Raw genomic sequence first — 25,169 nt, 5'->3', positions numbered from 1 at the left:
ATCACTTCGCGAGGGCCTCCTCCAGCCTGCGGAGGCGCTCCTCCTGCCCGGCGAGTTTCTTTTTGAGCGCCTCGTTTTCGCGGTGCAGCTCCTGGACGGCCGCCGCTGAGTAAATCGTGAGCGGATAGGTGTCCACCTGGAGAATCGGTGAGCCGTCCGGCAGCGTCTCGCCGCTCGATTTCACATGCTCGGGGAACACGCGGGCGAAATCCTGGGCGATGACATTCAGGTAACGGCGGTCCTCGATGCCGGGATGCGCGACGAGATATTCGGGCGTGTAGCGGAAATCGACGAGGCGCACGCCGGCGAGCTTTTCGAGAGCACCAGTGACGGGTTCGATCTCGCTCTTGATGCGGCGGTCGGAATTGGCGAGCCAGTTGCCGGCGGTGGTCTTGCTGGCATTGCCCTCGACTTCGAGCGTGTTGGTGACGGCGGTGCGTTTGATGCCGAATTTGCCGGTGAAGACATTGTCTTGATCCAAACGGGCCACCTGCGCGGGCACGAGGTCCGCTCGCAAGGCAAGCGCGTGAGAAGCCCCGGCGGCGATGGCGGTGATCTGCGTCGTGCCGGAGGGAATCGTCGTTTGCAAACTCGAAGCATCACCCCAGGCCACGAGCGTGCCATCAGCCTTCAAAGCGAGGCTGAAGGCATAGCCACCGGCCACCTTCGTCACGCCGCTGAGTGTTCCCGAAACGGTGCTCTGGCCGCCGCTGTCCCAGCCCCATGCCACCACGGTGCCATCATTCTTCACCGCGAGGCTGTGGTAGGCACCTGCAGCGATGGCGACGACATTGGTCAATCCGGCCGGACCGACGATGCCTGGAGCCGAAACCGTCATGCCAGCCGATAACGTGGTGGTGTTAGCAACGACAATGTCGGACCCGTCGCTGGTGGAACTCGGTCCCGACACTCCGTTATAAAACAAGTTGGCCGTGCCAGCGGCGAGGTTCTTCGAAAGCTTGTAGTGCGTGGCATCAATGATGCCGAGGATCGTGCCCAAAATGGGACGGGTGCCGGTGACCTGCCCTGAATCGTCACGGCCCCAGGCGACGACGGTTCCATCGCCTTTCAACGCCAGGCAGTGATCATAGCCCACCGCGATGGCAGTGACGCCGCTGAGGCCTGCTGGGATGTCTGTTTGAGTGAAGGTGTTATCGCCCCACGCCATCACGGTGCCATTGGCGAGCAGCAGCAGGCTGTGTTTCTCACCTGCGGCCACGCTCAGCGCGGTGGTGATGCCCGCCGGGCCTGCGGTTTGATTGAAGGTGTTGTCCCCCCATGCCGCGTAGGTGCCGTCGCTCTTGCGTGCGAGCACATGCGATGCACCCGCCGAGAGCTGCGTGACGTTTGCAAGACCTCCAGGCACCGCCGGACCCACGCCCCATGCCGTGACCGTGCCACTCGTGAGCACCGCGAAGCTCTGCGTGCTGCCTGCGGCAATGGAGGCGACTCCGCTCAACGCGGGCACAGTCGTCTGGCTCTCGCGGTTGTCTCCCCAAGCCAAGACAGGCTTCAAAGGTGGAGCCTGAACATCCGAAAGCAGCACGCGATCGACTTTCAAAGCATTGAGCGCATACGGAGCCGCGACGAGGCGCTGATCGGGTGTGATCTGCTGAAAGCCGAGCGTTCCATCGCTGAACCACACACGCAGCCGCACGTCGGCCTGATCGAAAACCGTCGTGGGAAGCGCCGTCATGTTCGTGAGCGCCGTGTCGCCGAGCAGGACGGCGTAGAGGCCTTTGGTGACCGTCAGTGAAACAGCGGCCGCAGGCTGCGAACCAGCGCTGCTGGTGCCGTCATTGCTCCAAAACGTGGTGGAGCCGTTGGTGTTGACCAGCGCGAACTTGAACTGGCCGGTGCCGTCGAAATTGACGCCATTCACGGCCATGCGGCCCTGGTGATTGAGCAGCGACGGAACCGCCGCCCGCGCCGCGATCACGAGCAGGAGGCAGCAGAAGGTGAAACGGAGCACGCTCATGGCTTGGGCGGATTCGGCGGTGAAGTGAGAGGAAGGCGGCCCGGGGCCACACTAGCCGTGGAGGCCTGCGCCGGCTGCTCCGGTGCTCCGGGACGGAAGCCGCCGCCGGAATCGGTGGCGCGGATGCGATTGGCCTCCTTGTCGTAAATGAGCGTGAAGCTGCCGGATGAATTCGCGAGCACCTGCTGGCTCGTGGAAGGCTGCGCAAACCATGCGGGCAGGCCTGCGGCAGGCTTACGCCAGCCGCCACGAGCCTGGGAGAGAGAGAAGGCGTTGTCGGTGATGAGATGACGTACGAGATCGGGCGAAGGCTCGACTTCGATGAACCACTGCCACTTCTTCAAACCCTGTGCGTCCGCCCATTCGCGACGCTCGGCATGCAGGATGCGGTCTTGGTCCGTAGGCCGCTTCCAGAATGCCTTTTGGAAGACTTCGGTGGCATCGGTGAGCGTGGAAGTCGGAGGAGGCTGGGACGTCTGGGTCGGATAGGCCTCATTGGGGCTATCTGGCCTATTCTTTGGTGAAGCCAGCCACCAGCCGGTGAAGGCCACTGCGGCGAGTGCTGCGATGAACGTGAGTGCTTTCATCAGTTGCCGGAGTGCGAGTAGGTGCGGAGGAAGAGCTGGATGTCCCGCACGCTGGCGGCGAAGCGGTCGAGACCGGTCTGCTCGTTGCTGTGCAGGGTGTAGGCGGGGATGACGATCTTCCACTGGCCGTTCCAGACACTGCGACCGATGAGGCGGCTGTTGGTGAACTCGGCGGGCACGCTGCTGTAGAAGAAGGCGGGATCGCTCACCATGCGGAAGGCCTGGTGCTTGCGGATGATCCACGGCTGCTCGCTAAGGGTGCCGTTGGCATTGAAAAACTGCGTGCTGTTGAAATCGTTGGCCCCGAGATTGTAGGGCAGCGGCAGCGCCTGATCATGCACCGTCCAACTGCGCAGCGTGTTCGTGTCGCCGAGCGGTGGCGCGAGCATGTAGTCATTGCCGCAGGGGATGAGGTAAGCGTAGGGGGTGGCACCGAGGGCGTTGGGATCGCTGCTGGCGGGAGCACCGGCGTTCATGTTACCCGTCGCATAGGCATCCATGCCGACATAGCCGGGCAGCGCGATGCCGACATTGTAGATCTTTGTGGCGAAGTTGCTGGGGGTGTAATTGTGATCACCTGGCAGGTAGTCTAGGCCGAAGAAGTTCTTGGCGTGCTGGATCGTGGTGCTGAAGGGAATGACGATGCCGGGGACGGGGGAACCATTCGGCTTTTTGATGTTGCGGCAGTACGTCGCCACATCGGCATCGGTCATCACATTCGCCATGATGTGATGCTCCAGGGTCTGCCGCCAAGCATCGTCGTCGCTGACGATGGCGGCATCCGTGCGGATGCGGTACAGTTCGCCGCGCAGGGAGAAGACGGTGCCGTATTGATCCGGGTTGTTGATGCCGAGGCGGCCTTTGGCCACGGAGAATTCTGCATTGAGTTGCGCCATCGTGCCAGCGAGGCCGGCATCCCCGAGGGTGCTGGTGGTGGACTGCGGCGTGCCATTGGTCAGATCCCCAAGCGCACGGGAGGCGACGATCTTGGCAAACACCGTCTGGCCCTGCGTGGTGCCGAGCAGGCCGGTTTCGTAGTCGTAGCTCTTCGCGGCGAGGTAGGTATAGCGGCTGGCGAGGTCAAACAGGGAACGGTATTGCTCCAGGGCCTCATTGCGGAACATGCGGAAACCAAGATCCTTCGTGCGGTAGCCCTGAATGATGGCGGCGGCGCGCTGTCGGAAGACTTCACGCTCGGCGAGGATGCGGCTGCCTTTGGCAAGGACGTTGTTCACGGATTGAAGCGCGCGCTGATGGGTCAGCGTCAATTGCATCAGCTCATTCGCGTTGGTGACGAGTTCGCGATAAATGTTATCCAACTCGTAGGCGAGCTGCACCTCTTCATGTGAGAAACCGAGCAGCTGGGTGTTGTACTCGAGAGTCTGTTCCTTGGCGACGATTTTTGTCTGTTCAAAGCGCGAAGCTGCCGTCGTGCTGAGAGCCGTGGCTTTCAAGCCAACCCATGTGGCAAAGGCTCCTGTCAAGATCGCTCCACGCGCTGCTGATGTGGTATCGCTGGCGATGCCGAGCACCTTGGGCAAGCCTTCGGCGACACCCGATGCCAGGTCTGTCACACCTTGAGCGATGTCCCCCGTGACCTGCGCGGCGATGTCTAAATCCCGCACAACGCGTTCCAGTCCAAGAATCTCACTTTGTTTGGCGCCCAACTCAGCCAACGTTTTCTGATGAGTCGCAACTGAATCATTGAATACGACAATGGCTCCTTTCATTTCGGCCAGCTTCTTTTGGAGGCGGTTTTTTGCCTCACGCAGGGCCAGCCAACTTTGCTGCGCGTCCTGCAAAGAGCTTTGCAATTCACCGGTTTCAGGACGGGATCCCAAGCCGCCGGTCTTCCAGACATCGTTGTATTGCACCCATTGGGACGCCTGCACGTTGACGGTCTTCGCCACCATGTTTGGAGCGGCGAAGCTGGAGACAAGGTCTGTTGTTGCACTGCCGGTGAAAGTCCTCAGCTCCGTGGCTTCATTCAGCGTGATCGTGAAACTGCCCCCGGTGTCCACGAGATCATTGGGTCGATCCACGATAAACCAATGCGTGAGATCGGGGCCGGCATAGCCCTGCGCATAGAGCTTGCCAGCGCCAACATCGCCCGAATACGGCCGGCCATAGAGGTCGATCAACTGATTCACATAGGCCGCCTCCTGTTGAACGATGGCGGCGTTGTAATCATCAAGCTGGTTTTGTTGGTCACGCAGGGAACGTGTCATGCCGGCCGCCTGGTTGAAGGCACCACTGGCATTGAGAAGGGAGCGCAAGGAGCGGGCATAGACCTGCTCGAAGTGCGAGGTGCCCGCCTGCATCTCGGCAGGCGAGAGATCAAACGCGATGGCTCCGGGGCTGAGGCCGAGCGGATTGAGGTGCGCGTTGGCATTATCCATCGTCGTTTGAAAGGTGGTAGCGGCAGCAGCGAGTTCCTGAATCTCAGGCACGGTGGTGCGGTCAATTTTTTGCACGCCGGTGTGGTAGGTGTCCACGTCCGGGACCAGCGCATTGGCGACGGCCCAGTGGAACAGCGCCCCCTGGCCGCTGCGGCTGGCCCATTCATCCAGTCCTTGGGCGCTTTTCACGCCCGTGGCTGAGTTTTCGGGCTTCTGATCCTGATAGTGCTCCCAGCCCGAGGCGGGATCGTCTTTGTAGCTCTGGCGGTAAGTCAGCGCGAGGACCTGCTGCGCGGTGCGCGCGGTGTTCCCCGCTGCGGCGGCAAATTTGCGTTCGTCCTGGAAATCCACGGTCACTGGCAGGCCCAGGACGGTCACCGCCTCAGCACGTGGGGTCCAGGTGAAGTTAGCGTTTGTTAGCAAGCGGTAGTAGCCGGTCATAGCCGTCAGGTAGTGGCCGTAAGCATCACCGTGCCCTTGCGGGAACATGCGCTGGGCATCTGACTCGTCGATCACGCCATTGGCGGTGCTACTGCCGACCTTTTCCTTGATGTTGTAGTTGATGGCATAGACGGCCTCCCCGCTATTGATACCGCGGGTGTAGTTCCAGTAGAGACGATTGTAGGCGGGCGCATTGATGACACCCGGACTCACCGAATCATCCCGGCCGCGCAGCAGGGCCAATTCCTCATCGAGCGAGCTGGCGACCTGGCCTTCAAAGGAGAAGCGGCTGGTGTTTACCTCGGTGATGCTGGATTGATCATCAATGGAGATGGTCGGATTGGCAGCGTCCGCGTAGGCCTCATTGCCCAGGAGGGTGTACAAGTCGTTCAAATAGCCCGCGGCGAGGATCAGCGCGTTGTTGGTATCAGGATCGTTGGTGTTCGCGTCGATGCTCATGCTCTTGGCACGATTAAGCACGGTCTCGTAGATGGCGATGAGTCCGACGTCATTGATGTTGTCCAATGTGAGAGCTACATCCCCTTCCCACCGTGTGCCCGCTTGGGTGATGACGCTGACGTCGGTGCTGACGGCGTTGTTGCCCAGGTCCTTCACGCGCTGTTCAAAGGGATTGATGGCAGCGAGCACGCGCTTCACCCAGCCTTCGACGAACTGCGGAGGCATCCAGCGTGAGTAAGGCGTGCCGAGCACGTTGTTGGCGCTGGCCTTGGGCTTGTAGCGCATGGTAAACCAGCGGTCATTGAGCACAAACTGCGGGCCACCGAAGGGATTCTGCACATCGCCGCCGATGAGGGCAGTGTTGGTGTTTTTGCCACCGGGGTCGCTGGGCGTCTGCCAGACCGTGCCCGAGGTCACCAAATCCGTCTCCTGGGCGGCTTCCAGCAGGAAGCTCAAGGAGGATTGCGCGTTCGGATCGGCGGTGGTGTAGATGGCGACCTCGATGGTGTTAGGACCAGGGGTGAAGTAACTGGGCTCGACACTGAACTGCCTGCTCAAGCCATTGTCGGTGAGACCGGAGCTGGCATTGGTGAGGGTGAAGAGCGCGGAAGGTGCGTTGTAGGCCAGTGCCGCCCGACCATTCACATACAACACAAAGCCATCGCGGCTGCCCAGGTCGGCGCTGAAAACAATCCTGCCCGGCACCCCAGAGGCGGTGAAGTCCACACCGACGTTGGATTTGGCCACGAGGGCGGGATAACCGGCGGCGATGTCGGCATCACTGTAAGTCAGGGCGCGGAAGGTCAGCGGTGCTGAGGCACTGCTCGGAGCAAGGGAAAGCACCACGCTCGTGCTGCTGGGAATGCTGGTGACGGTGGCGATGCTGCTAAGACTGTCGCCCGTGACGGTCATCCCCGTCCGCAACCCACTGGAGTCAGCGACAGTGATGGTGGTGCTATTCACCGCGCTGGGTGTGATCACGACCGTGTCGATGATGGTGCTGGTCGGCTGGTTCTGCGCATCGAGGGCATAGACCACCGGATGGACGTTCTCGGAACGTGCCGGAGTGAACGGCACGGCGGCTCCTGCGGCGGCGTATTGGGCGCTCGTTGGCTTCAGTGCGCCGGGATCCTGCACCACAAACCAGTTCTGCGTGGAGGTCAGCGCATCACCGATGCGCTTGGTCATCGCCGTGGCATAGGTCTGCGGCGCGCTGGCGGCACCGGTGGCCCAGCGCCATTCAAAGTCGTAATCCTCCGGCTTGGCGGCGAAATCACCGCTGTGGCGCAGCGTGACCTGCTCGTCGAGCGGGTTGCTGGAGGTGATGACTTTCAAGTCGCCGACATAGAGCTGGTTGGCGATCTTGAAGACCTTCACCTGCACCGGATCACCCTCGGGCGTAAAGGCATTGCCATTGCCGAAGACCATGGTGACAAAACCAGTGCCCTGGCCGGTGGCGGTGACGGCGTAGCTATCCACCGCCGTGTTGGCGTCGGTGATGCGGGCGAGGCTGCTCTTGCCCACGTCCTGATTTTTGGTGGCATCAACGATGTAGGAGCCAAACTGGGCAGGATCTGGCTTGAAGGTCTCCACGCGGGTGTTGAGTGCGTCGATGGCGGCGTCCCACTTGCCTTTATCCGTGGTGCCCAAGGGCACCAAGCCCTTGATCTGCGCTTCATCGGCTGCCGTGAGGAGATTCAGGTCCAAATAGTCGTCACCAGTGATTTCATCATGAAAGGTGCCGAGGAGAACCAGCGTGCCTTTGGCACTGCGCAGCGGGTCCACATAGATGCGCTGCTGCAGGTGAGGCGGCAGCTTTTGGAAGAAGATTTTGCCCTGGTAGCTGCTGGTTTTGATCGCGCTGGGCAACTGGTTCAGCCCCACCGCGGCCGCATCCAGCGCCACCGTCTTTTCCCGCGTGGCATCGTGCAGCGTGACGCTGTTTTTGGTTAAAAGCGTGTTCGTCGCCGCTTGGGCGATGGACTGTTCGTAGAAAACCTGGGCGCTCTTTTGTCCGCGCACCTGCGGCAGGCCGAACTTCGGCAGAGTGAGCGTCTCACCCACACGCAGCTCCGGCGCGTCCGTGGGCCATGCGGGGCGGTACACAATGGTCAGCGGCTCGTCGATCTGGCCGGGAGTGCCGTCCGCGTTAGCGTTGATGGCATTGATGTTGAGATTTTGGCCGCTGCGTGCCGGATTGCGCAGGAACGGCAGCACGGTGCCCACCGCAGGCTCACCTGTGCCGGGAATCCAAAATCCTGCACGACTGACATAGTAAAGCTTCATGGAAAGCGTGGGCGTGCCGCCGTTGTGCGGACCGCGATGCACCCAGGTGAAGCCTTTGCGATCCTGGAAGGTGAACTTCTTGTAGGCGCTATCGGGCTTGACGGTGTCGTTCGTTGGCAGATCAGGGAACATGATTTCCAGATCTTTCGAAGCGCGGTTCACGCCCGTGCCGACCAGCGGCTGCGGCATGAGTGGCAGCGGATAGGGCTTCACCAGCAGCGTGCCGGCGGTGGAGGTGTAATCGAATTCATACGCCGCATCCGTGCGCAGGACTTTGTAGGCGTGGATAGCGGGCCGCTTATCCGCGCTGTTGGTGTAGGCCACCAGCACAAAGGGCTGCGAGGTGTAGTTGGCACCGCTTGTGACATTCAAATCATCACGCAAGGCATACGCACGACCGCCCAGGATGATGGCATGCTCTTCATTCGGATTGTAGCCGGTTTGGGAGCTGTCGTTTTGAAAATAGACAGTCCCTTTCGCCTCGTCGGGTGGCAGATCATCGGTGCCGACGCCTTTGGCGATGACGATGGTGGAGGAGTCGCTGATCCAACCCGAGGGATTGATGACTTCCGAAGCGCCGCCTGAGTCAATGCCGCCCGAAATGAGCAAGCGCCCGTCGGAAAGAGTCGCAGTCGCATGGCTGACACGAGCAGTCAGCAGACGATCCACGGTACTCCATGTCTTTTTGGAGGGATTGTAGATCTCCAGATCCTGCCGCGGCGAGGCAGTGGCGGTGCTGCTGCTGCCAATGACGAGCACTCTGCCGTCCGCCAGCAACGATGCCGTGTGAAGACTCCGGCCAGAGGCGAGGCTGCCGACAGCCGACCAAGTGTTGGTGAGCGGATCATATATCTCCGCCGTGGCCATATCCGTCCCGTTGAAGCCACCCGTGACGAGGACGTTTCCGTTTGCCAGCAGCGTGGCCGCATGATCAGCGCGTGCTGAGGCGAGGCTTGCCCGGGTCGTCCAAGAATTGGTGCCTGGGTTGTAGAGTTCCACGGAATTTAGATAGGATGAACCCGCAAACCCGCCGATAAAAAGAACGGTTCCATCATTCAACAACGTGGCCGTGTGTCTGGCCCTGGCGCTGCCGGACGCCTTTAAAGACCATGAGTTGCCAGCGGGGTTGAAAAGGGTTGTGATACCGAAGGCTGTTGTTCCTGAGAAACCGCCGTAAACGAACACGGAACCGTCGTTCAAAAGGGTGGCCGTATGTCTCGCGCGCCCATTTGAAATGCCCGCTGGTTGTGACCAGACACCAGTGGACGGGGTGTATATCTGAACGTTGTTGGTGGTCGTGGTTGCCGTCACGTTTCCGCCCACGACCAGAACACGACCATCGTTTAACAGCGTGGCGGTGTGATTGGATCGAGGCAGCGTCAACAAGGAACCCGCTGCCGACCAGGTCATGGCTCCAGCATCGAAGATCTCCGCCGAGGCGAGGTAGGACGTTCCATTCTGCCCTCCCACGACGAGGATCTTTCCATTCTGAAGGCGTGTGGCCGTTGCCTCATAGCGACTGGCCAATTGGCTGCCAGCGGCGGTGACGGACTGTTTTGGATAGCTCACCGTGTAGCGTCCCCATTTGCCAGGCACATAGAGATCCTGGAAGTCGGCGCTGGGCGCGACGACCTTCTTGAACCAGCGCACGTTGAGCACGTTGTCCGTCGGACGGGCGTTCACCGGGATGATGCTCCCCAAATTGGCCGCTGCCACACCCACGACGAAGGGATTCAAGTAGCCTGCGGGGTAGTAGCCGGTGCCGCTGGAGATGTAGCCGGCATTTTCATGTCCTGCTGGCGGATCGAGACGCGAACCCACGGTGGCGAGCGTGTCGATCGGTGCGGCGGCATCCGCCTGGACGGTATAGGCCAGCGTCGTGGCCGCAGGCAGGGGATCTGTGGTCATCACCACCACCTCCGCCAAGCTCAGCACGTTGGGGTCGCCATTGGTTGGCGGCGTGCGCCGCACTCGGATGCCCCAACCATTCACGGGTGCCCCGGTCAGGGCCGCCACGTCCAGTGGAATGGTCGCCGGACTGTTGGCACTATTGGCAGGATTCAGGAGCGGGGAAGTCCACAGCACCGTCGTGAGGTCGGCGGCCAGAATTTCGATGGTGATGTCCCGCAGGCGGTCACCATAGCCGGGACGATTGTACAACGTCACCGTCTGAACCGCACGATTGGCGGTCCACGCCATCTGCCACCAGGTCGGCGTCGTGCTGCCATCGGTGTGCGTGAAGTTTGTCAAATTGCCATCAAGGGCAACACTGGCGCCGAAGGAGCCACCCGTGAGCGTGGAACTCTGCGTCGCAGTGCCGGTTTGCAGAATCACGCTCTGATTGGTGACGGGAAGGTTCTGTGAGATCTCCAACTGCGTGCTGCTAATGATTCTGAGCACCTGGGCGGAACCCGCGATGCCAGCCCCCGTGACCACCATGCCCACTTCCAATCCCGCAGTGCTGCCCAGAGTCAGGATGGTACCGCTGGCGGAGAGGGTGGTGGCGGTCGAGGCGCGGGACGTCTGCCGGCCCTCTGCCTGCGAATAGAGGTTCACATACCAGACCTTGCTGCCACGGGTGAACTTGAGGAGTGCACGGTTTCGCTGGTCCGGTGCCGGCGGATTGAAGGTGTTGTTCGCCAGCGGATCGAAGGTGATGAACAAGCGCTGCGTGGTGAGGTCGATCCGTGCCTCCGCCTGCGCGGGATCATCCTGATACACGATCTGCGGCAGCGTACCGCCGGTAAAGGACGCCCCGGTGGCCGCCGTGCTGCCCAGAGTGTCCACGGAGTAGTGCGCGTAGTCTGCCAAGTTCGGCGACCAGCGCAGCCAGTAGCGATCCTGAAACTTCGGCCACTTGATGCTGAAATCGGACTCTTCCAACCAGTAGAACACCGCCTTGTTGTAGGCGTCGGTCGAGGCCGGCTGGCCATTATCCGGGTCATTGACTGGACCGGTCTCGCGCTCGGCGAAATAGGCCGTCGTGCCGTCCGGGCGCAAGCTGGAGCCGTAGTAGGTGGCGGCATTTTGCGCCGTGCTGAACACGGGCGAGGGCGTGAGCGATGTGTCACCATCATGCGGGATGATTTCCTGGCCCAGATACACGGTATAATTGTTCACCGGCGCCACGCGCACCATATTGACCACATCCAGGCCCAGGGACTGATAGACATTGCCCACCGCCCGCACGTTGCCCAGGTACTCGATGAGCACGCGGCCTTCCACGTTGTAGGCACGGAGCAGGCCGATGCCATTGATGCGGTCAAAGGAGAGCGTGGTGAGGTTCGGGGTGGTGGGATTGTAGCCAGGAATGATGACTTCCTCTGACACCGCCTTGGGCACCAGATAGTTGTAGGCGGCGCTCACCGTGGTGATGCGGCTGTCGGTGATCTGCACCTGGGGTGCGTCAAAGCTGCCCTCTGTCCAGTAGATCGTGTGGGTCTGCCGGGTGGTCGTGCTGGAGACGGCAAACTCCTCGGTGAGCAGCTCGTAGTTGCCACTGCCATTTGGCAGGTTCGTCTGCCAGATAATGGAGACGCGTCCGGGCTGGGAGGCGTACACCTTCTCCGAGTGGGGACTGTAATAATAGCTGGTGGCAGGTGTGATGTCCGTGAGAGTGCTGCTGGTGATGGTGGTATTCGCGCTGCCCGCCAAAGTGATCGTATTGCCCAAAATGCGTGATACTGGCTGTCCCAGCAGCACCGCCCCCAACACCAGTTCCGGCGGCGCAGTGCCGCTAAACTGCACGGTGGTGCTGTTCGTCGCCGCGCTGATCACATTCACCGAGCCGAGCGGATGCGGGACCAATGGCACATAGTTGCGCGTCGTGCTGCTGGTGATGGTCTCACTGGCAGGGCCACTCAAAGTGAGCGTGGTGCCGACGATGCTGTTCACCGTCCGGCCCAGCAGCGTGGCTTTCAGAAGCATCGTCGGCACACTGGCCACGGTGACGGTGGCGTTGCTGGTGCTGCTCGTCAGCACAGTGACAGGCAGCGCCGCCAGCGGGCTGATGCTTTCCCCGGGTAGCACAGGCTTCACGCGCCAGTAGGCACGGGCCTGGGCCAGGATATCCGCATCCCGCACCACGGGATCGGCGAGGGCGCTGCTGAAGCCGACACCGCTGGCATTCACCAAAGGCGGGGTGATCTCGTCCCCCAGCGAGAATCTCGGCAGGCCGGAAGCGAACATGCCGCCGATGCTGGCATACTCCAATACGAAGACTTTGGTCGAGGTGGCGGGATAGCGATCGGCGAACACCGTGGTGGTGCTGCGAATGGTTGCGTTACCGGAAATCTCCCCGAATGCCGCGTATTGACCAGTCGTTGGGGGGGGGCTGGCCGGGCTCGGTGGACCGGCGGCCGTGGCGGGCGCACCTGCGGCCGTCTGCGCGACAAACGTCGCGTTAAAGTTGCCAGCGCTGAGTTCAAACTGCGCTTTGGCCGCTTGGGCAAAGAGCAGGAAGCCGAGGGCCAAAAGGAGGTAGCGCGTTCGATTCATGGCGGGTGCGTTTGAAGGTGGGGTGCGGACGCCCTCATCACTCGGCGTCGTTGGTCTTTTTCAGAGACACGGTGCGCACGGTGGGTTTTTCCTCGCTCAACAGTGCCTCGATGGCGGCCAACTTGGCATCGCGGGCCTTGTCCTTGGCCTCCAGGGCGGCGACGCGGGCACGGAGATCGGCATTTTCGGACGTAAGGGCCTTCACCTCGGCATCCTTTTCCTTTTTGAGCTGCTGCGTGGCGGAGACGTTGAGCATGGAGATGGCCTCGTAATCGACGACACGGAAGTCCTTCACCTCACGGCCATAGACGAAGATGTCTTTGCCTTCGGGTTTGAAGGCGGTGCGGAAGCGGCCCTGCGCGACATCGAGCACTTCATGCACGCCTTCGGATTTTTCGGCGATCAGGCGCACGCGGTCGCCTTTTTTGAGGTCGGTCTTGAGGGCGATCCAGCCATCCTTGATGGTGGCTTTCTGGTAGATGTCTGGGACGACATCGGTGGTTTGCCTCACGGCCAGAGGGTACACTTTCTCCACTTGCTGAGCGATGACCTTCTTGTAGCTCTGCGTGCCTTTGGCCACCTTATCCTTGAGGGAGTAGTTGGTGATCTGGATCTGCCGGAGGGTGTCGAGGTCTTTCTGGCCGTCCGAGATGCTCTCGATGTTTTTGATGCGCTCGTCGGACTCGACCACGAACGTGGCCGAACTGACGACATTGTCAGCGCGGATGCTCAGATTCCATGCTGAGGTGCCATTGGAGTCATTGAAACTGCCGTCTTGCAAGTAGCCAAGGCGGAAGATGGAGGTGCTGGCGAAGCCTTTGACCTCGAGCTTCGCCGTGGGTGCGCTGCCCGTTCCGCCTCCAATGAGGACGTTTCCGCCGCCGGGATTGATGTAAAGGTCATTCCAAGCATCCAAGGCACCGGAGTGCGCGCCGACGACGGCCTTGTTGTCAAACTGACCGATGAGGGCCGTGCCGCCAGTGCCACCAAACGCTCCAGCACCTTCCCAGAGATTCGCCCCGCCGCCGCCCTTGGTCTGCAACTTGAAGGGTGCCGTGGGCGCTGAAAGGCCGATGGCGAAGCCAGCAGTCGTGGAGATCGCACCGGTGGCGGAGATAGTACCGGAGGAAATGCTGGCGGAGGAGATAGCACCGGTGACTCCGAGAGTCCCCGGAATGGTCACCGCTCCAGACGAATTGACCAAGAGCCGGTCCGTCGGTTGGCCGGATGTAGCGGTGGCCAGGCTCACCGTTCCATAGCCGGCGCTGATTCGTGACGTGGCGGCACCATTCGAACCCGCATTGCTTCCAGCGGCATCCTTGTAGTGATTGTAGCCGAAGTGAACGCCATCGCCGTATCCGGCGAAAGAGCCGTAGAGGTAGCCCCACGCATTGCCGCCACCGAGGGAAAGCTGGTTATAGTTGGTCGGGAAGAACCCCATTTGGATGGATCCCCACGTCTTCAAAGTACTGCCGCCGATGATCGCACCGTCCGCGCTTAAGCTTCCTGTAGTGGAGATGTTCCCGCCATTCAAAGCCAGCGAGGTGCCGTTGATGGCTCCGGCATTGGTGATCGGACCGCCATTCAAAGCCAGCGAGGTGCCGTTGATGGTCCCACCGGTGATCGTTCCGGTCCCAGCGCTCAATGAACTCCCTGAAATGGCGGCTCCGGAGATGTTCCCCGTGACAGCAGCCCCGCTCGAAATGGTCACCGCGCCATTGACCGTCAGGGCACCCGTCGTCGCACCCGAAGTCAGGCTGTCTGCCGTGCGGGCGCGGAAGCTGTACGCGGTGGTCGTCATGCGCTGGCGCGGGGCGATGGGCAGGTCGGAGGCATTGATGGTATTGTCGCCATTGTCCACGGTAAGCTCCAGGTAGCGATCCGTTGACCCAGAGGTGAAAAGGGTGTCGAGCGCCGGCCGGATTTCCCCCGCCGCCGTGCCGGTGGCGGCCGTGCCGTTGCCAAGCAGGACGCTAAACTGGCCGTTCGAGAAGATGGCCGTCTGCTCCTCCGTCCACAGCCGGGTGCCGCCAGCGGATGCATCATAAAGACGAAAGACGACCTTGCGGTTGATCGGCGTGCCCGTGCCCAGGCCGGTGCCGGCGCTGTCGCTGACCTTCCCCTGATAGTTGAGGAAGGGGGGGACAACGGTGGTCTGTGCCTGCAAGGAGCCGAGCAGGATGCCCAACGTGGTGAGGAGGATGGCGGAGTGTTTCATGAGAGGCGGCGGGGTGGGGGCAGGACGTGGCGTTGGCAGTTCGGTGAAAGGTAGGAGGCGGCGGGTCTTCATTGGCTGAGGGTGCCAATTTCAGAGGCGCGACGCAGCTCGAAGGTGCCGTCGAGCTGGAGCGTGTTTTTGTGCAGGCCGGTGATGGTCTCGCGGTAGGTGCCGCCGATGACGCTGCTGCCCCAGCCGCTGCTCACCGTGCTGCCAGAAGGCGGAGTACTGGTGAAGGTGAAGGCGCAGGTGCGGGTGACCGTGTAACTTTCCACCCCATTGCCCACAAGCTGGAAGCGCGCGTCCTTGTTGTCGTGATCCGGATGGTACTGATGCACAAAGGGGTTCGTGGGGTCGTCGTAAGGCAGGCTGATCGTGCAGGTGAGGACGCCCGGCACGGCCACGCTACCTGAACCCGTGATGACCTGGTTCAGTGGCATGTGCGTGGTGGAAAGCCGCTGCGCCGTGGCTCTGGCATCCTGCTTGAGCAGGGTTTCATTGGTACTAAGACCCACGTCGTTCGGCACGGCGGCGAGTTGCCCCAGGAACACTTTGCTGAGCAGTCGTGCCGCGCCGCTGTTATCCACGTGCAGCAGGGTGCGCAGGGTGAAGGGGCGCGGCGTGCTGCTGCCAGCGAGCGGCGATGGCGCGGCAATGGTGACCTGCGGCGAGGCAACGGCATAGCCGCTGCCTGCGTTCGTGATCGTGAAGCCGCGAACCGCTCCGGCGGCAACGATGGCCGTCGCCGTGGCCGTCGTGCCAGAGGCGGGCGGGGCGATGGTGACGGTCGGGGCCGTGGCATAGCCATAGCCGCCCGTGCCGGAGACACTGAGACTGGTGACCGCACCATTGGTGACGGTGGCCGTGGCCTTAGCGGTGTTGGTGACCTGGCTGCTGACATTCGTCAACGAGACATCCCCGACCCACAAGCCGGCCAGGCTGTCTTTCGTTGCCGTGACGGGCAGATAGACGTCCATGAGATTGCTGCTGTCCGTTACCCGCAGAAGAGAGGCGTAAACCGCGCTCGCGCTGGTCATGGCGGGGCGGTTGATGCCAAAACTCAACTCCACCGTGCTCTGTGGGCCGACCACCACGGTGTAGGCGGAGGAGATGTCGGTTTCCGTCCACAACAGGGTCGTGGCATTGAACGTACGGCGGGTGAGCGGCACCTGGGCTAGGGTTGCTGGAGGACTGCTGGGATCGGCGGCACTGGCAGACGGGGCCAGCGTCAGGGTGACCGCCGCAGCCGTGCGGTTCCGCACGTACACCGTAACCACGGCACCGGAGCGCCCGAAGTACAATCCATTGTTGGTGTTGGAGGTGATTTCGATAGGCGCAGTGAAATCCCCCACCACTTTTGCCGAGAACCAATAGGCCTGCGTGCGGTCCAGCCGCTCGGTGGAGGTGGAGAACACCTGCAGGGGATTCCCCGCTCCCAACTCGCCTCCCACGTACTTGTAAATTTTCACATTGGCCGCAATGGCCGCCGGGAAAGTGGCGAAGTAGTTGGAAAACGTCGGGTAATTCGCGCCATTCTTGAAGGTCGGAAAGCCCATTAAATTCGCGCCATTACGCACCCAGGAAGCGCCGGGTGGCAGCGGCAACTGCTTGAGCTGCACGACATAAGTGTTGGAAGCGGTTCCCGCGCACTTCACCAGATAGGCCGCCGGGCCGGAGAGCTGGTTGAGCGTGTTGCTGGAGCCGCCGCCACGCACCCACACGCTCCACTCCGGCGTTCCAGCCGACGGAATCAGCGGCGATTCGGTGAACTGCACCTGATTGGGATTGGGATTCCAGCGCCAGATTTCGAGCACGTTCGCGGTCTGGCCGGAGTTCGGAAAAAGATTCTCGATGGTGTCGTATTTGGCATCGCCGCTCAGGTAGATCGAGTTCCAGCCGCCTTTGAGCGAGTAATCGACGCTCTGCCACTGCGCCTGGGCGCTGGCGATCATGAGCAGGGAACCAAGGACGGGGAGCAGGACTTTGAAGTTCATAGGCGAATCAGTCGGAAAAAATTAGCGCACCGTCAGCCGGTAGAACTCCTTGCTGCCGCCTGGCACCGGAGTGGCAAACGCGGCGCGAACGCCCACGTCTGTGGCGGAATAGATCGTGCTCGCCCCGGCCGGGCCGCCCACGGCGAAGGGCATCCGCGCCCACACCTTCATGTCTGTGCTGCGCTCGATGGTGTAGGTCTTCCCGGTGATGCCGTAGAACTCGAAGCGCACCTGGGTGGGTGTCTTCTCCTTGATCTCCAGGGCAAAGCGCTCCGTCGCATCCCCCGCGAAAGTGCCCGCCACATACTCCAGCCAGTTGCTCTGACCGTCGTGATCAAAGTCACCGTTCTTGTCGAGCAGGTTGAGCGGCCAGTTGCCATTGCCATCCGGGAAATGGCCGGCTTGATAGAGCATCCACTGCTCCCACACGTCCGGCAGGCCGTCGTGATCCAGATCCTCGCCCAGGTTCAAATCCAGCCGCACGCGCTCGCCACCTTTGCCCGCCGTGAGATTGCCACTGACCTCAATGGGATAGTACTGCGAGCCATTCATCTCCACCACCAAGCTGAACAAGCCCTGCGCCGCGATGGCTTTTTCCGTGTAAAGAGTGGTGCCGCTGCGGCTCTGGTCGATGCGGATGTTCAGCTCATAATTCTGGTCCAGTTGCAGCGCCGAATTGACCGGCGTGCGTCCCACCTCCACGCCACCTTTGAGCAAAATGAGCACCGCTCCCTCCGCCGTGATCGTCTGACCCACTTGATCACGCACCATACCGTAAATCGTATAATAAGGAGCGGGTGGGAATGACCAGCCGTCGGCGACGGAGATCAGGCATGCAATCAGGACGCACCAGCGCGAAAGGAGCTTCATAAGGCAAAAGTTTGGAATTTCGCCAGACCCCTACGGGCATCCGTGCTAAACGAAAAAAAGTGCCGCACCTTTTAATAAGCGCGACGGAAAAAGCAATGCGTTTGTCAGGGATCGCTCAGACCCTGATGAGCCTTCCGCGCTTGCGCCAGCGGCTTCCATGCCCATGCTCATCCGCCATTATTCACCCATGAAAATCATCATCACCGGCGGCGGCGGCTTTCTCGGCTCCCAGCTCGCACAAAAGCTTCTGGAACGCGGCACTTGGTGCGGCAAGCCGATCACCGAAATGGTGCTGCTCGACGCGTTTTTTCGTCGCGAACCGACGGATGCATGTGTGAAGCATGTGAAGGGTGACATCGGCGACCGTGCCACGGTTTTCGCGGCTACTGGCAGCAAGTTCGATGTGATCTTCCATCTGGCCTCCATGGTGAGCGGTGAGTGCGAGGAGCGCTTCGATGATGCGATGCGCGTGAACTTGGATGGCGGCAGAAACGTGTTTGAAGCGGCCAGAGCGGCGGAAGGTCGGCCACACGTCGTGTTTGCGAGCAGCGTGGCATGCTACGGCGGCCTGGACATGTCGCAGATGATGTCTGACACCACGAAACAGCTCCCACAGACGACCTATGGCATGACGAAAGCGATGTGCGAGATGATGGTGAACGATCACACGCGCAAAGGTCACTTTGATGGCCGCAGCGTGCGCCTGCCGACGGTGATCGTGCGTCCCGGCAAGCCCAACGCGGCCGCATCGAGCTGGGCCAGCGGCATGTTTCGTGAACCGCTCAATGGAGAAACCTGCATGCTGCCGATTCGTCGTGAGCAGCCACATCCGATGACGGGTTATCGGACGGTAATTGAGTCGTTTATTGCTTTGAGTGAAGTCGAGGAAGCCAAATTGGGCAAAGACCGCGCCTATGTGCTGCCTGCGCATCGCGTGACGCCGCTGATTGCCGAAAAGGTGATTCAAGAAGTCGCTGCCGAGCACGGCATCAAGCTGGGGCCGATCGTGGACGCGTTTGATGCACGAATTCAAGGCATCGTGGATAACTGGCCGCAGCAAGTGGATGGTTCACGTGCCGTGGAAATCGGCATTCCGCGTCCACCTGAGCTGAAGGTGATTGTGAAGCAATATGTGGAGGATTTCTTGGCGAGGTGAGCTTTCACGTATGTCGCTTGCTGCTACCTCAGATTGCAGTAGCCTCGTGGCATGAGTGAGATACGACCCTTCCCGAATGCACCGCAGATCAAGCTCGATCCACGTCGCATACTTGTCGGCATCGGCGTGGTGTTCGTTGCCATCGGGCTGTTCTCCGGCATCTACCAGGTGCCGGCCAATTCCGTGGCGGTGGTGCAGCGCTTCGGCGGTTATTTGAAGACGGCGGAGCCGGGGCTGCACTTCAAGCTGCCGTGGGGCATCGACCAGATCACCATCGTCGAAGTGGAGCGCCGGCAGAAGCTGGAGTTCGGCACCGCCACACAGGGTGCCTCCAACCCGTACCAATACGAAGAAGACTTCAACGAACAGCAGCGCGAGAAGAACATGGTCACGGGGGATTTGAACGCCGTGCTCGTGGAGTGGGAGATTCAATACCATGTGGAGGAACCCATCGCGTATGTCTTCAATGTGCGCGAGCCACTGCCCACCCTGCGCGATCTAGCCGAAGCGGTGATGCGCGAGGTGGTGGGGGACCGCACCGTGGATGAAGTGCTCACCATCGGCCGCCAAGAGATGGAATCGAAGGCGCTGGAGCGGCTGCAGACGCTGACCAACGGACTGAAAATGGGCGTGCGCATCGACCAGATCCAGCTTGGCGATGTGAATCCGCCGGCCGGAGTGAAAGCTAGCTTCAACGAGGTGAACAGCTCCCAGCAGGAGCGCGAATCCCTCATCAACCAGGCCAGTGGCGAGTACAACCGCGTGGTGCCGCGCGCGCGCGGCGAGGCGGTGCAAAAAACCAGCACCGCCGAAGGTTACGCCGCCAAACGCGTCAATGAGGCCGAAGGCGATGCCACGCGCTTCAAGGCGCTGCTCGCGGAATACCTCAAAGCGCCCGAGGTCACCAAGAAACGCATCTACCTCGAAACGATGAGCGAGGTGCTGCCGTCCGTGCCCGGAAAAATCATTCTGGATGAAAAGGCATCCTCCTTCCTCCCGCTCATGAATCTCCGCCAGCCTGCGCCCCAGCCCCCAGCCGCCGACCCCAAGCTCCCCGCCCGATGAAAACCCCTCTCATTCTCGTCATCCTTCTCGCGCTGGCCATCGTGCTCGGCTCCGGTTTCTACACCATGAGCGAAACGGAGCAGGTGGTCATCACCCAGTTCGGCATGCCGGTGGGCGAACCAGTGTCCAAAGCCGGCCTGCACTGGAAAACCCCGTTCATCCAGACCGCCAACCGCATCGAAAAACGCGTGCTGGAGTGGGACGGCGAATCCACGCCCATGACCACGAAGAACAAGGTCTTCGTGATGGTGGGCAGTTTTGCCCGCTGGGAGATCATTGAGCCGCTGGTGTTCTTCCGCCAGCTCACGGATGAGCGCCGCGCACTGTCGCGACTGAACGGCATCATCGGCAGCGAGACGCGCATCGTCATCGCCAAGCATGACTTCATCGAGGCCGTGCGCACCACGAAGGACCGCAAGGTCGTGCGGGATATGATCACGCCCGCGCCTGGCGCCACCGCCGGCACGCCGCTCTCCACCGCCGAAGCGCGCATCGGCGTGCTGCCCGCCATCACCAAAGGCCGCAGCGAGTTGGAGGCGGAGATTTTTGCCAACGCCGCCGAAAAAGTCAAAGACCTCGGCATCCGTCTGCTCGACGTGCGCCTCAAGCGCATCGACTACGATCCGTCCGTGAGCGAGTCCATTTACAAACGCATGATCAGCGAACGCCAGCAGATTGCCGACCGCTACCGTGCTGAAGGCGAAGGCGAGGCCGCGAAGATCAATGGTGAGCGGGAACGCGATCTGAGCCTCATCGAATCCGAGGCCTACCGCAAAGTGCAGGAGATCGAAGGCGCCGCCGATGCCAAGGCCACGGAGATTTATGCGCAGGCCTACAACCAGACGCCCGAGGCCGCACAGCTCTTTGAATTCCTGCAAACGATGACCGCCTACAAGACCCTGATCACCCCGGACACGACGATGGTCTTCACCACCGACAGCGAGCTGTTCCGCTATTTGAAGTCAAGCAATCCGCAGGCCAAGCCGACGACGAGTGGCAGCGTGGAGTTCACGCCGTTGCACAAGCTGCCGACGCTGCTGGAAGTGGGGCGGTGAGGAGAATTAGAGCGCTGGCTCGTACAGTTTTGTTACCAGCTTCAGTTATCGGGAACTGTTTCATTCGGATCAAAGGGGTTGATGGGGGAAAACGGAGGCGCTGTCGCAAGCACTTGTTCGTCGAACCAGCGGACGTAGGCGTCGGCTACGCTGCGGAAAGACTGAACGCTGCATGAAGCCGAGCCGAGCGTGTCATCTCGAAGCCGGAACATAATGTGAACATAGCCGGGCGGTTGGCAGACGATAAAGGTCTTCGTGCCATCAAATATCTCGCCAGTATTCGTGAGAAAGTCGAAGCTCGCGTAGCTCGGCACGCTCGCTGAGGCCTCACCCGTGTAAAGCTCGCGATCAATAAGGCCAAACACCTCCGCATCGGATAAGCCTGCGAAAGAAATGTCCCATAGTGAGTGGATGATGCCAGCCAACTCTCGAAATCGGTCTGTGACGTCGAACAAGGAACAGTGATTGTCACGGATGTCGCCAAGGCACATTCCTTGAGTGTGAATGCACAGTCTGCCAAAGCCACCCCACTGAGGACCGAAGGGTTCGTGATACACCTCAATCGCGAAGTCGTTGGTGTCTCCGAAAATCATGGTGCGCGTGAAAACTAGGTCCATCGCGTTCTGGCGAACGCAGCTACACCCAACTTCACGGCTGCGGTTTCGGCACTGGCAGCAGCGGGGCATCTGGCTCGAAGTCGAGCACATCTTGGTGCGTGCGCAGTGCTTTGCGGGCTTTGTCGAAGAAGGAGCTGAGGTCTTCGGCGTTCATCTGCTGCTTGTCGTCGATGTAGGCATGCAGCTTCTGGAGTTGCGCATCGGCATCGAGATTCACGGTGCCCATGACCTTCTGTGCCTGCGTGTAGGTGGTGGAGAACTTGCCCTGCGCCTGCTCGAAGGCCTCCTTGGCACCTTCCTGGCGAAGGTATTCTTTTTCGGCTTCGCGGAAGTCCTTGCTGAACAGGCGTTTGAAGAAACCGCCTTTGGGTTTCGCGATCTGTTTCGAGGCTTGGGCTTCAAAGTAGTTCGCCAGCTCCTGGAACTCCTGCATGGGCTTCTGATACTGCTTTTTCAAGTAACCGAGGCCGGTGGTGATGATGCTGAGCTTCTCCACCTCGGCCTTCGAGAGTGTCTGGCCGGCCTTAACCTTGTCCTCCAGCAGGTCGATGTATTGCAGCGTGGTCTTGTTGCCCTCAAAGATGTTTTCAAACTCCTTCGCGGCAGTGGCGAGGCGTTGGCGCTCGCCTTTGCGCAAGGCGTCGATCTTCGTTTCGTGCTCGTCATTGAGCGCGGTGATCATCTTCTGATGTTGCGCGGCCTGCGCACTGAGCGTGCGCTGGAACTCGGCCTCCTTGGCCTTCAGTTCATCGACGTGCTCGGTCTTGAGCTGCTCCAAGTCGGAGCGCAGGGTGGTGAGATCGGAGCGGGATTGAAAGAGAAACCAGCCCAGCACGCCGGAGGCGAGAAAGCTGAGCACGAGCAGCGCGGTGAGGTTTTTGATGGCAGTCATGGTGTGGCAAGAATTCGTGAGAGGTGGGCAGGGTGCAAGGGCATTCCATGCATGAGTTTTGCCTGCGCCAGAGGGTGATGCACGTCTTCGGTCTGTTCATCAAGCCGGAATCCTGCTAGGGCTGGTGAAAATTCAGCGTCTTGTCTCTCCGATGTCCACCACCGCCCGCCCCACGATCGTCCGCCATCAAATCCTTGCCACGGCAACGATGGTGGCCTTCCTGATGTATCTGGACCGCATCTGCCTAGCGCAGATCGTTTCGTCGGACTCGTTTCACAAGCACATCCAGCTCGAAGGCTGGCAGATCGACTGGGTCAAAGGGGCCTTCTTCTGGGCCTACGCGCTCGCACAGGTGCCGGCAGGCTGGTTGAGCGATCGTTTCGGCACGCGGGCGCTGATCACGATTTACATCGCCACCTGGTCGCTGTTCACGGCGCTGACGAGTTTTTCACTCGGCTTCACCACATTGCTGCTCGCACGACTGGGCTGTGGTCTGGCAGAAGCGGGCTATTATCCGGCCAGCAGCGGCCTGCTCACACGCTGGGCGCACATTGAGGCACGTGGATTTGCCAGCAGCCTCATCTCCTGGGGCGGACGTGTCGGCGGTGCCTTGGCGCCGGCTTTGACGGCCTATGTGATTCTCCAAGCCGGGGACTGGCGCTGGGCGGGATGGCTGTATGGTCTCGTCGGTATCCTGGTGGCGCTGTGCTACTGGCGGGTGTTCCGCGAGCATCCACGTCAGCATACGAACTGCAATGAGGCGGAAATTGCCCTGCTCGCGGAAGGACGCGGCGACTTTCAGCCGGTCAAAGATCCGCCGAAGCGGTTTCCGCTGCAGGCGGCCTGCCGCAGCGGGAATCTGTGGATGGCGAACGGGGTACAGTTCTTCACCAACATCGGCTGGGCCTTCCTCATTCTCTCCCTGCCGGACTATCTCAAAAAAGTCATGCACCTCAATGAAGGCATGACCGGCATCATCACGACCGGGGCGTTGTTCATCGGCATTGTGGCGCTGCCGCTGGGCGGCATGATGACCGATTACATCACCCGCCACCATGGCAAGCGGCTGGGACGCATGCTGCCGATGTCCGTGACCAAATTTGCCGCCGCCGCGTGTTACCTGCTCGCCATGTGGACCGATTCCCCTTGGGGCATGGCGATTGCCTTCGGTCTCGTGGCCTTTTTTGCCGACATCGGCCTGCCGGCGATGTGGACCTTCATGCAGGACATCAGCGGCCAGCATCAGGCCCAGCTTTTCGGTTGGTGCAACATGTGGGGAAACTTCGGCGCGGCGATCATGCCCGTGTTGTTCACCGCCGTGCTCAAGTCCTACGACACCAACAACGACTTCCATGAAGGCGTCTGGCTCTGCGCCGGGGCGTTTGTGCTCGCCGGAGTCTTCGCCCTGTTCGTAAACGCAGAAAAGCCCGTGACACAGGCTGAAGAGGCAAAATATTGAACGCCTACCGAGTTTTTTCTCGACCTTTCTATCGCCCTTATGGTAACGAGTTGAACATTCGTTCTTGGATATCCACTAACAAGGCTCCGAAAATCTTCGTCCAATCATATTATGCGCAAGTTCATCCTCTCCCTCGTCACAGGACTCAGTATTCAACAGGCTTCGGCGACAGTTATTTATTCCGAAAACTTTGATGCCGCCGGTATTGGCAGCACTATTGCAGGCTGGGCTTATCAAGGCGGTAACATCTGGCAGGTGACTTCGGACGCCACGCTTGACCCCACGGCCAACACCCATGTCTTTAGCAATGCGGGCAACGGCCAGCAGAATGTGGGTGTTAACTTTGCGTCAGGCACGCCAGTCACACTCGGCGGCACTGGTGACTGGATCAAAGTGAGTTTCGACTACCGCTATTCAGCCACGCCCACCAGTCCCGGCTCTCAGCCGTACAATTTCTTCCGCTACGGCCTCTACAACAAACACGGCACCAACACCACCTACGACGACGACATCGGCTATCTCGCAGACGTGAACTACTGGGATAACGCCTCCGTCAGCAAGGATGGCGACTGGAACATACGCAAGGAGATCAACGTGTATAACGCCTTCAGCAACGGCATCCTGTTGGACAACCTGTCCAGCGCGGATCCCGGTCCCAGTGGCGACATCCTCAGCCTCATCACAGGAGGACCCGCGCCGGCCAAGAGCTTTGATGACGGTGCCACCCCTCGCAGTACCAGCCTGCTCATTACCCGCAATGGCTTCAATGTGGACTTGGCACTTTATCAGGATGGCGTTCTGCGGGCCACTGGCAGCGACTCAGCCAGTGCGCTCATGAACTTTGACACGCTGTACTTTGAATCGCCCTCCGACTCCAACGGCTTTGCTCTGGACAACCTTCTGATCGAGACGGGGTCCGTGCCCGAGCCTTCGCGCATGGTGCTGCTGGGCTTGGGTTGCAGCGGGTTGCTTCTGCGTCGTCGTCGTCGCTAAACGGTAATTGGAGTGGAGAAAATGGCATTGCGTACGCAGTAAGTGTGGAGCGTTCCGCGTGCATGACCGTCGGATATATACCTCGCGTCATCAGGTTTTGTGATTTCCCACAGATTCAGAAAACCCGCAGATTTGTTTTCAGACTCATGCAATCTGTGGGTTCTCTGAATCTGCGGGATTCATGCATTTTCACCCATCGTGAC

At 60.6% G+C, this 25,169-nt stretch carries 13 protein-coding genes; 5 read left to right on the top strand and 8 right to left on the bottom strand.

Features of this window, described 5'->3' with window-relative positions:
- Position 1: 1 nt before the first annotated feature.
- From ACKVY0_RS28790 to ACKVY0_RS28765, 6 genes are all read right to left on the bottom strand, one after another.
- Complete coding sequence (locus tag ACKVY0_RS28790) at positions 2–1,978, bottom strand: tail fiber domain-containing protein (protein WP_409218333.1); 1,977 nt, start codon at positions 1,976–1,978, stop codon at positions 2–4.
- The gene (locus tag ACKVY0_RS28785) at positions 1,975–2,565 is read right to left on the bottom strand and encodes a hypothetical protein (protein WP_409218332.1); all 591 of its coding nucleotides are present in this window, start codon (positions 2,563–2,565) and stop codon (positions 1,975–1,977) included. The genes ACKVY0_RS28790 and ACKVY0_RS28785 overlap by 4 nt, the downstream gene beginning before the upstream one ends.
- Entirely contained in the window at positions 2,565–12,647 is a 10,083-nt protein-coding gene (locus tag ACKVY0_RS28780) for a kelch repeat-containing protein (RefSeq protein ID WP_409218331.1), read from the bottom strand. Before ACKVY0_RS28780 ends, ACKVY0_RS28785 begins: the two co-directional genes overlap by 1 nt.
- 37 nt (positions 12,648–12,684) lie before the next feature.
- On the bottom strand, positions 12,685–14,865 hold the full coding sequence (locus ACKVY0_RS28775; RefSeq protein WP_409218330.1) for a tail fiber domain-containing protein: 2,181 nt from the start codon (positions 14,863–14,865) through the stop codon (positions 12,685–12,687).
- 68 nt (positions 14,866–14,933) lie between these two features.
- Entirely contained in the window at positions 14,934–16,859 is a 1,926-nt protein-coding gene (locus ACKVY0_RS28770; RefSeq protein WP_409218329.1) for a hypothetical protein, read from the bottom strand.
- Positions 16,860–16,880: 21 nt separating this feature from the next.
- The gene (locus tag ACKVY0_RS28765) at positions 16,881–17,729 is read right to left on the bottom strand and encodes a hypothetical protein (RefSeq protein WP_409218328.1); all 849 of its coding nucleotides are present in this window, start codon (positions 17,727–17,729) and stop codon (positions 16,881–16,883) included.
- Between the two features lie 187 nt (positions 17,730–17,916).
- Between ACKVY0_RS28765 and ACKVY0_RS28760 the strand changes: the two genes are divergently transcribed.
- From ACKVY0_RS28760 to hflC, 3 genes are read left to right on the top strand one after another with little or no spacing between them, the layout of a single operon-like run.
- Entirely contained in the window at positions 17,917–18,885 is a 969-nt protein-coding gene (locus tag ACKVY0_RS28760) for an NAD-dependent epimerase/dehydratase family protein (protein ID WP_409218327.1), read from the top strand.
- A 51-nt stretch (positions 18,886–18,936) separates the two neighbouring features.
- A complete protein-coding gene (hflK, locus tag ACKVY0_RS28755; protein ID WP_409218326.1) occupies positions 18,937–19,950 on the top strand; it encodes an FtsH protease activity modulator HflK in 1,014 nt (337 codons plus the stop codon).
- On the top strand, positions 19,947–21,005 hold the full coding sequence (hflC, locus tag ACKVY0_RS28750; protein ID WP_409218325.1) for a protease modulator HflC: 1,059 nt from the start codon (positions 19,947–19,949) through the stop codon (positions 21,003–21,005). The genes hflK and hflC overlap by 4 nt, the downstream gene beginning before the upstream one ends.
- Before the next feature lie 41 nt (positions 21,006–21,046).
- On the opposite strand, the gene ACKVY0_RS28745 is transcribed toward hflC, so the two are convergent.
- Together ACKVY0_RS28745 and ACKVY0_RS28740 are read right to left on the bottom strand one after the other, a co-directional pair.
- Positions 21,047–21,598: a hypothetical protein gene (locus ACKVY0_RS28745; protein WP_409218324.1), complete on the bottom strand. Its 552-nt coding sequence runs from the start codon at positions 21,596–21,598 to the stop codon at positions 21,047–21,049.
- A 55-nt stretch (positions 21,599–21,653) separates the two neighbouring features.
- A complete protein-coding gene (locus ACKVY0_RS28740; protein ID WP_409218323.1) occupies positions 21,654–22,514 on the bottom strand; it encodes a hypothetical protein in 861 nt (286 codons plus the stop codon).
- A 151-nt stretch (positions 22,515–22,665) separates the two neighbouring features.
- Here ACKVY0_RS28740 and ACKVY0_RS28735 point away from each other — a divergent pair, with 151 nt between their 5' ends.
- Complete coding sequence (locus ACKVY0_RS28735; protein ID WP_409218322.1) at positions 22,666–23,973, top strand: MFS transporter; 1,308 nt, start codon at positions 22,666–22,668, stop codon at positions 23,971–23,973.
- 111 nt (positions 23,974–24,084) lie between these two features.
- Positions 24,085–24,966: a PEP-CTERM sorting domain-containing protein gene (locus ACKVY0_RS28730; protein ID WP_409218321.1), complete on the top strand. Its 882-nt coding sequence runs from the start codon at positions 24,085–24,087 to the stop codon at positions 24,964–24,966.
- The last annotated feature ends 203 nt before the right edge of the window (positions 24,967–25,169 follow it).

Origin of the sequence: Prosthecobacter sp. (genome assembly GCF_046154365.1) — a bacterium.
Lineage (GTDB): Bacteria > Verrucomicrobiota > Verrucomicrobiia > Verrucomicrobiales > Verrucomicrobiaceae > Prosthecobacter.
This window is presented reverse-complemented; position numbering and strand designations above follow the sequence as displayed.

Bases quoted from the DNA above. Each gene is read 5' to 3' on its own strand.
- ACKVY0_RS28790 (WP_409218333.1), bottom strand. From the start codon at position 1,978: ATGAGCGTGCTCCGTTTCACCTTCTGCTGCCTCCTGCTCGTGATCGCG.
- ACKVY0_RS28785 (WP_409218332.1), bottom strand. From the start codon at position 2,565: ATGAAAGCACTCACGTTCATCGCAGCACTCGCCGCAGTGGCCTTCACC.
- ACKVY0_RS28780 (WP_409218331.1), bottom strand. From the start codon at position 12,647: ATGAATCGAACGCGCTACCTCCTTTTGGCCCTCGGCTTCCTGCTCTTT.
- ACKVY0_RS28775 (WP_409218330.1), bottom strand. From the start codon at position 14,865: ATGAAACACTCCGCCATCCTCCTCACCACGTTGGGCATCCTGCTCGGC.
- ACKVY0_RS28770 (WP_409218329.1), bottom strand. From the start codon at position 16,859: ATGAACTTCAAAGTCCTGCTCCCCGTCCTTGGTTCCCTGCTCATGATC.
- ACKVY0_RS28765 (WP_409218328.1), bottom strand. From the start codon at position 17,729: ATGAAGCTCCTTTCGCGCTGGTGCGTCCTGATTGCATGCCTGATCTCC.
- ACKVY0_RS28760 (WP_409218327.1), top strand. From the start codon at position 17,917: ATGAAAATCATCATCACCGGCGGCGGCGGCTTTCTCGGCTCCCAGCTC.
- hflK (WP_409218326.1), top strand. From the start codon at position 18,937: ATGAGTGAGATACGACCCTTCCCGAATGCACCGCAGATCAAGCTCGAT.
- hflC (WP_409218325.1), top strand. From the start codon at position 19,947: ATGAAAACCCCTCTCATTCTCGTCATCCTTCTCGCGCTGGCCATCGTG.
- ACKVY0_RS28745 (WP_409218324.1), bottom strand. From the start codon at position 21,598: ATGATTTTCGGAGACACCAACGACTTCGCGATTGAGGTGTATCACGAA.
- ACKVY0_RS28740 (WP_409218323.1), bottom strand. From the start codon at position 22,514: ATGACTGCCATCAAAAACCTCACCGCGCTGCTCGTGCTCAGCTTTCTC.
- ACKVY0_RS28735 (WP_409218322.1), top strand. From the start codon at position 22,666: ATGTCCACCACCGCCCGCCCCACGATCGTCCGCCATCAAATCCTTGCC.
- ACKVY0_RS28730 (WP_409218321.1), top strand. From the start codon at position 24,085: ATGCGCAAGTTCATCCTCTCCCTCGTCACAGGACTCAGTATTCAACAG.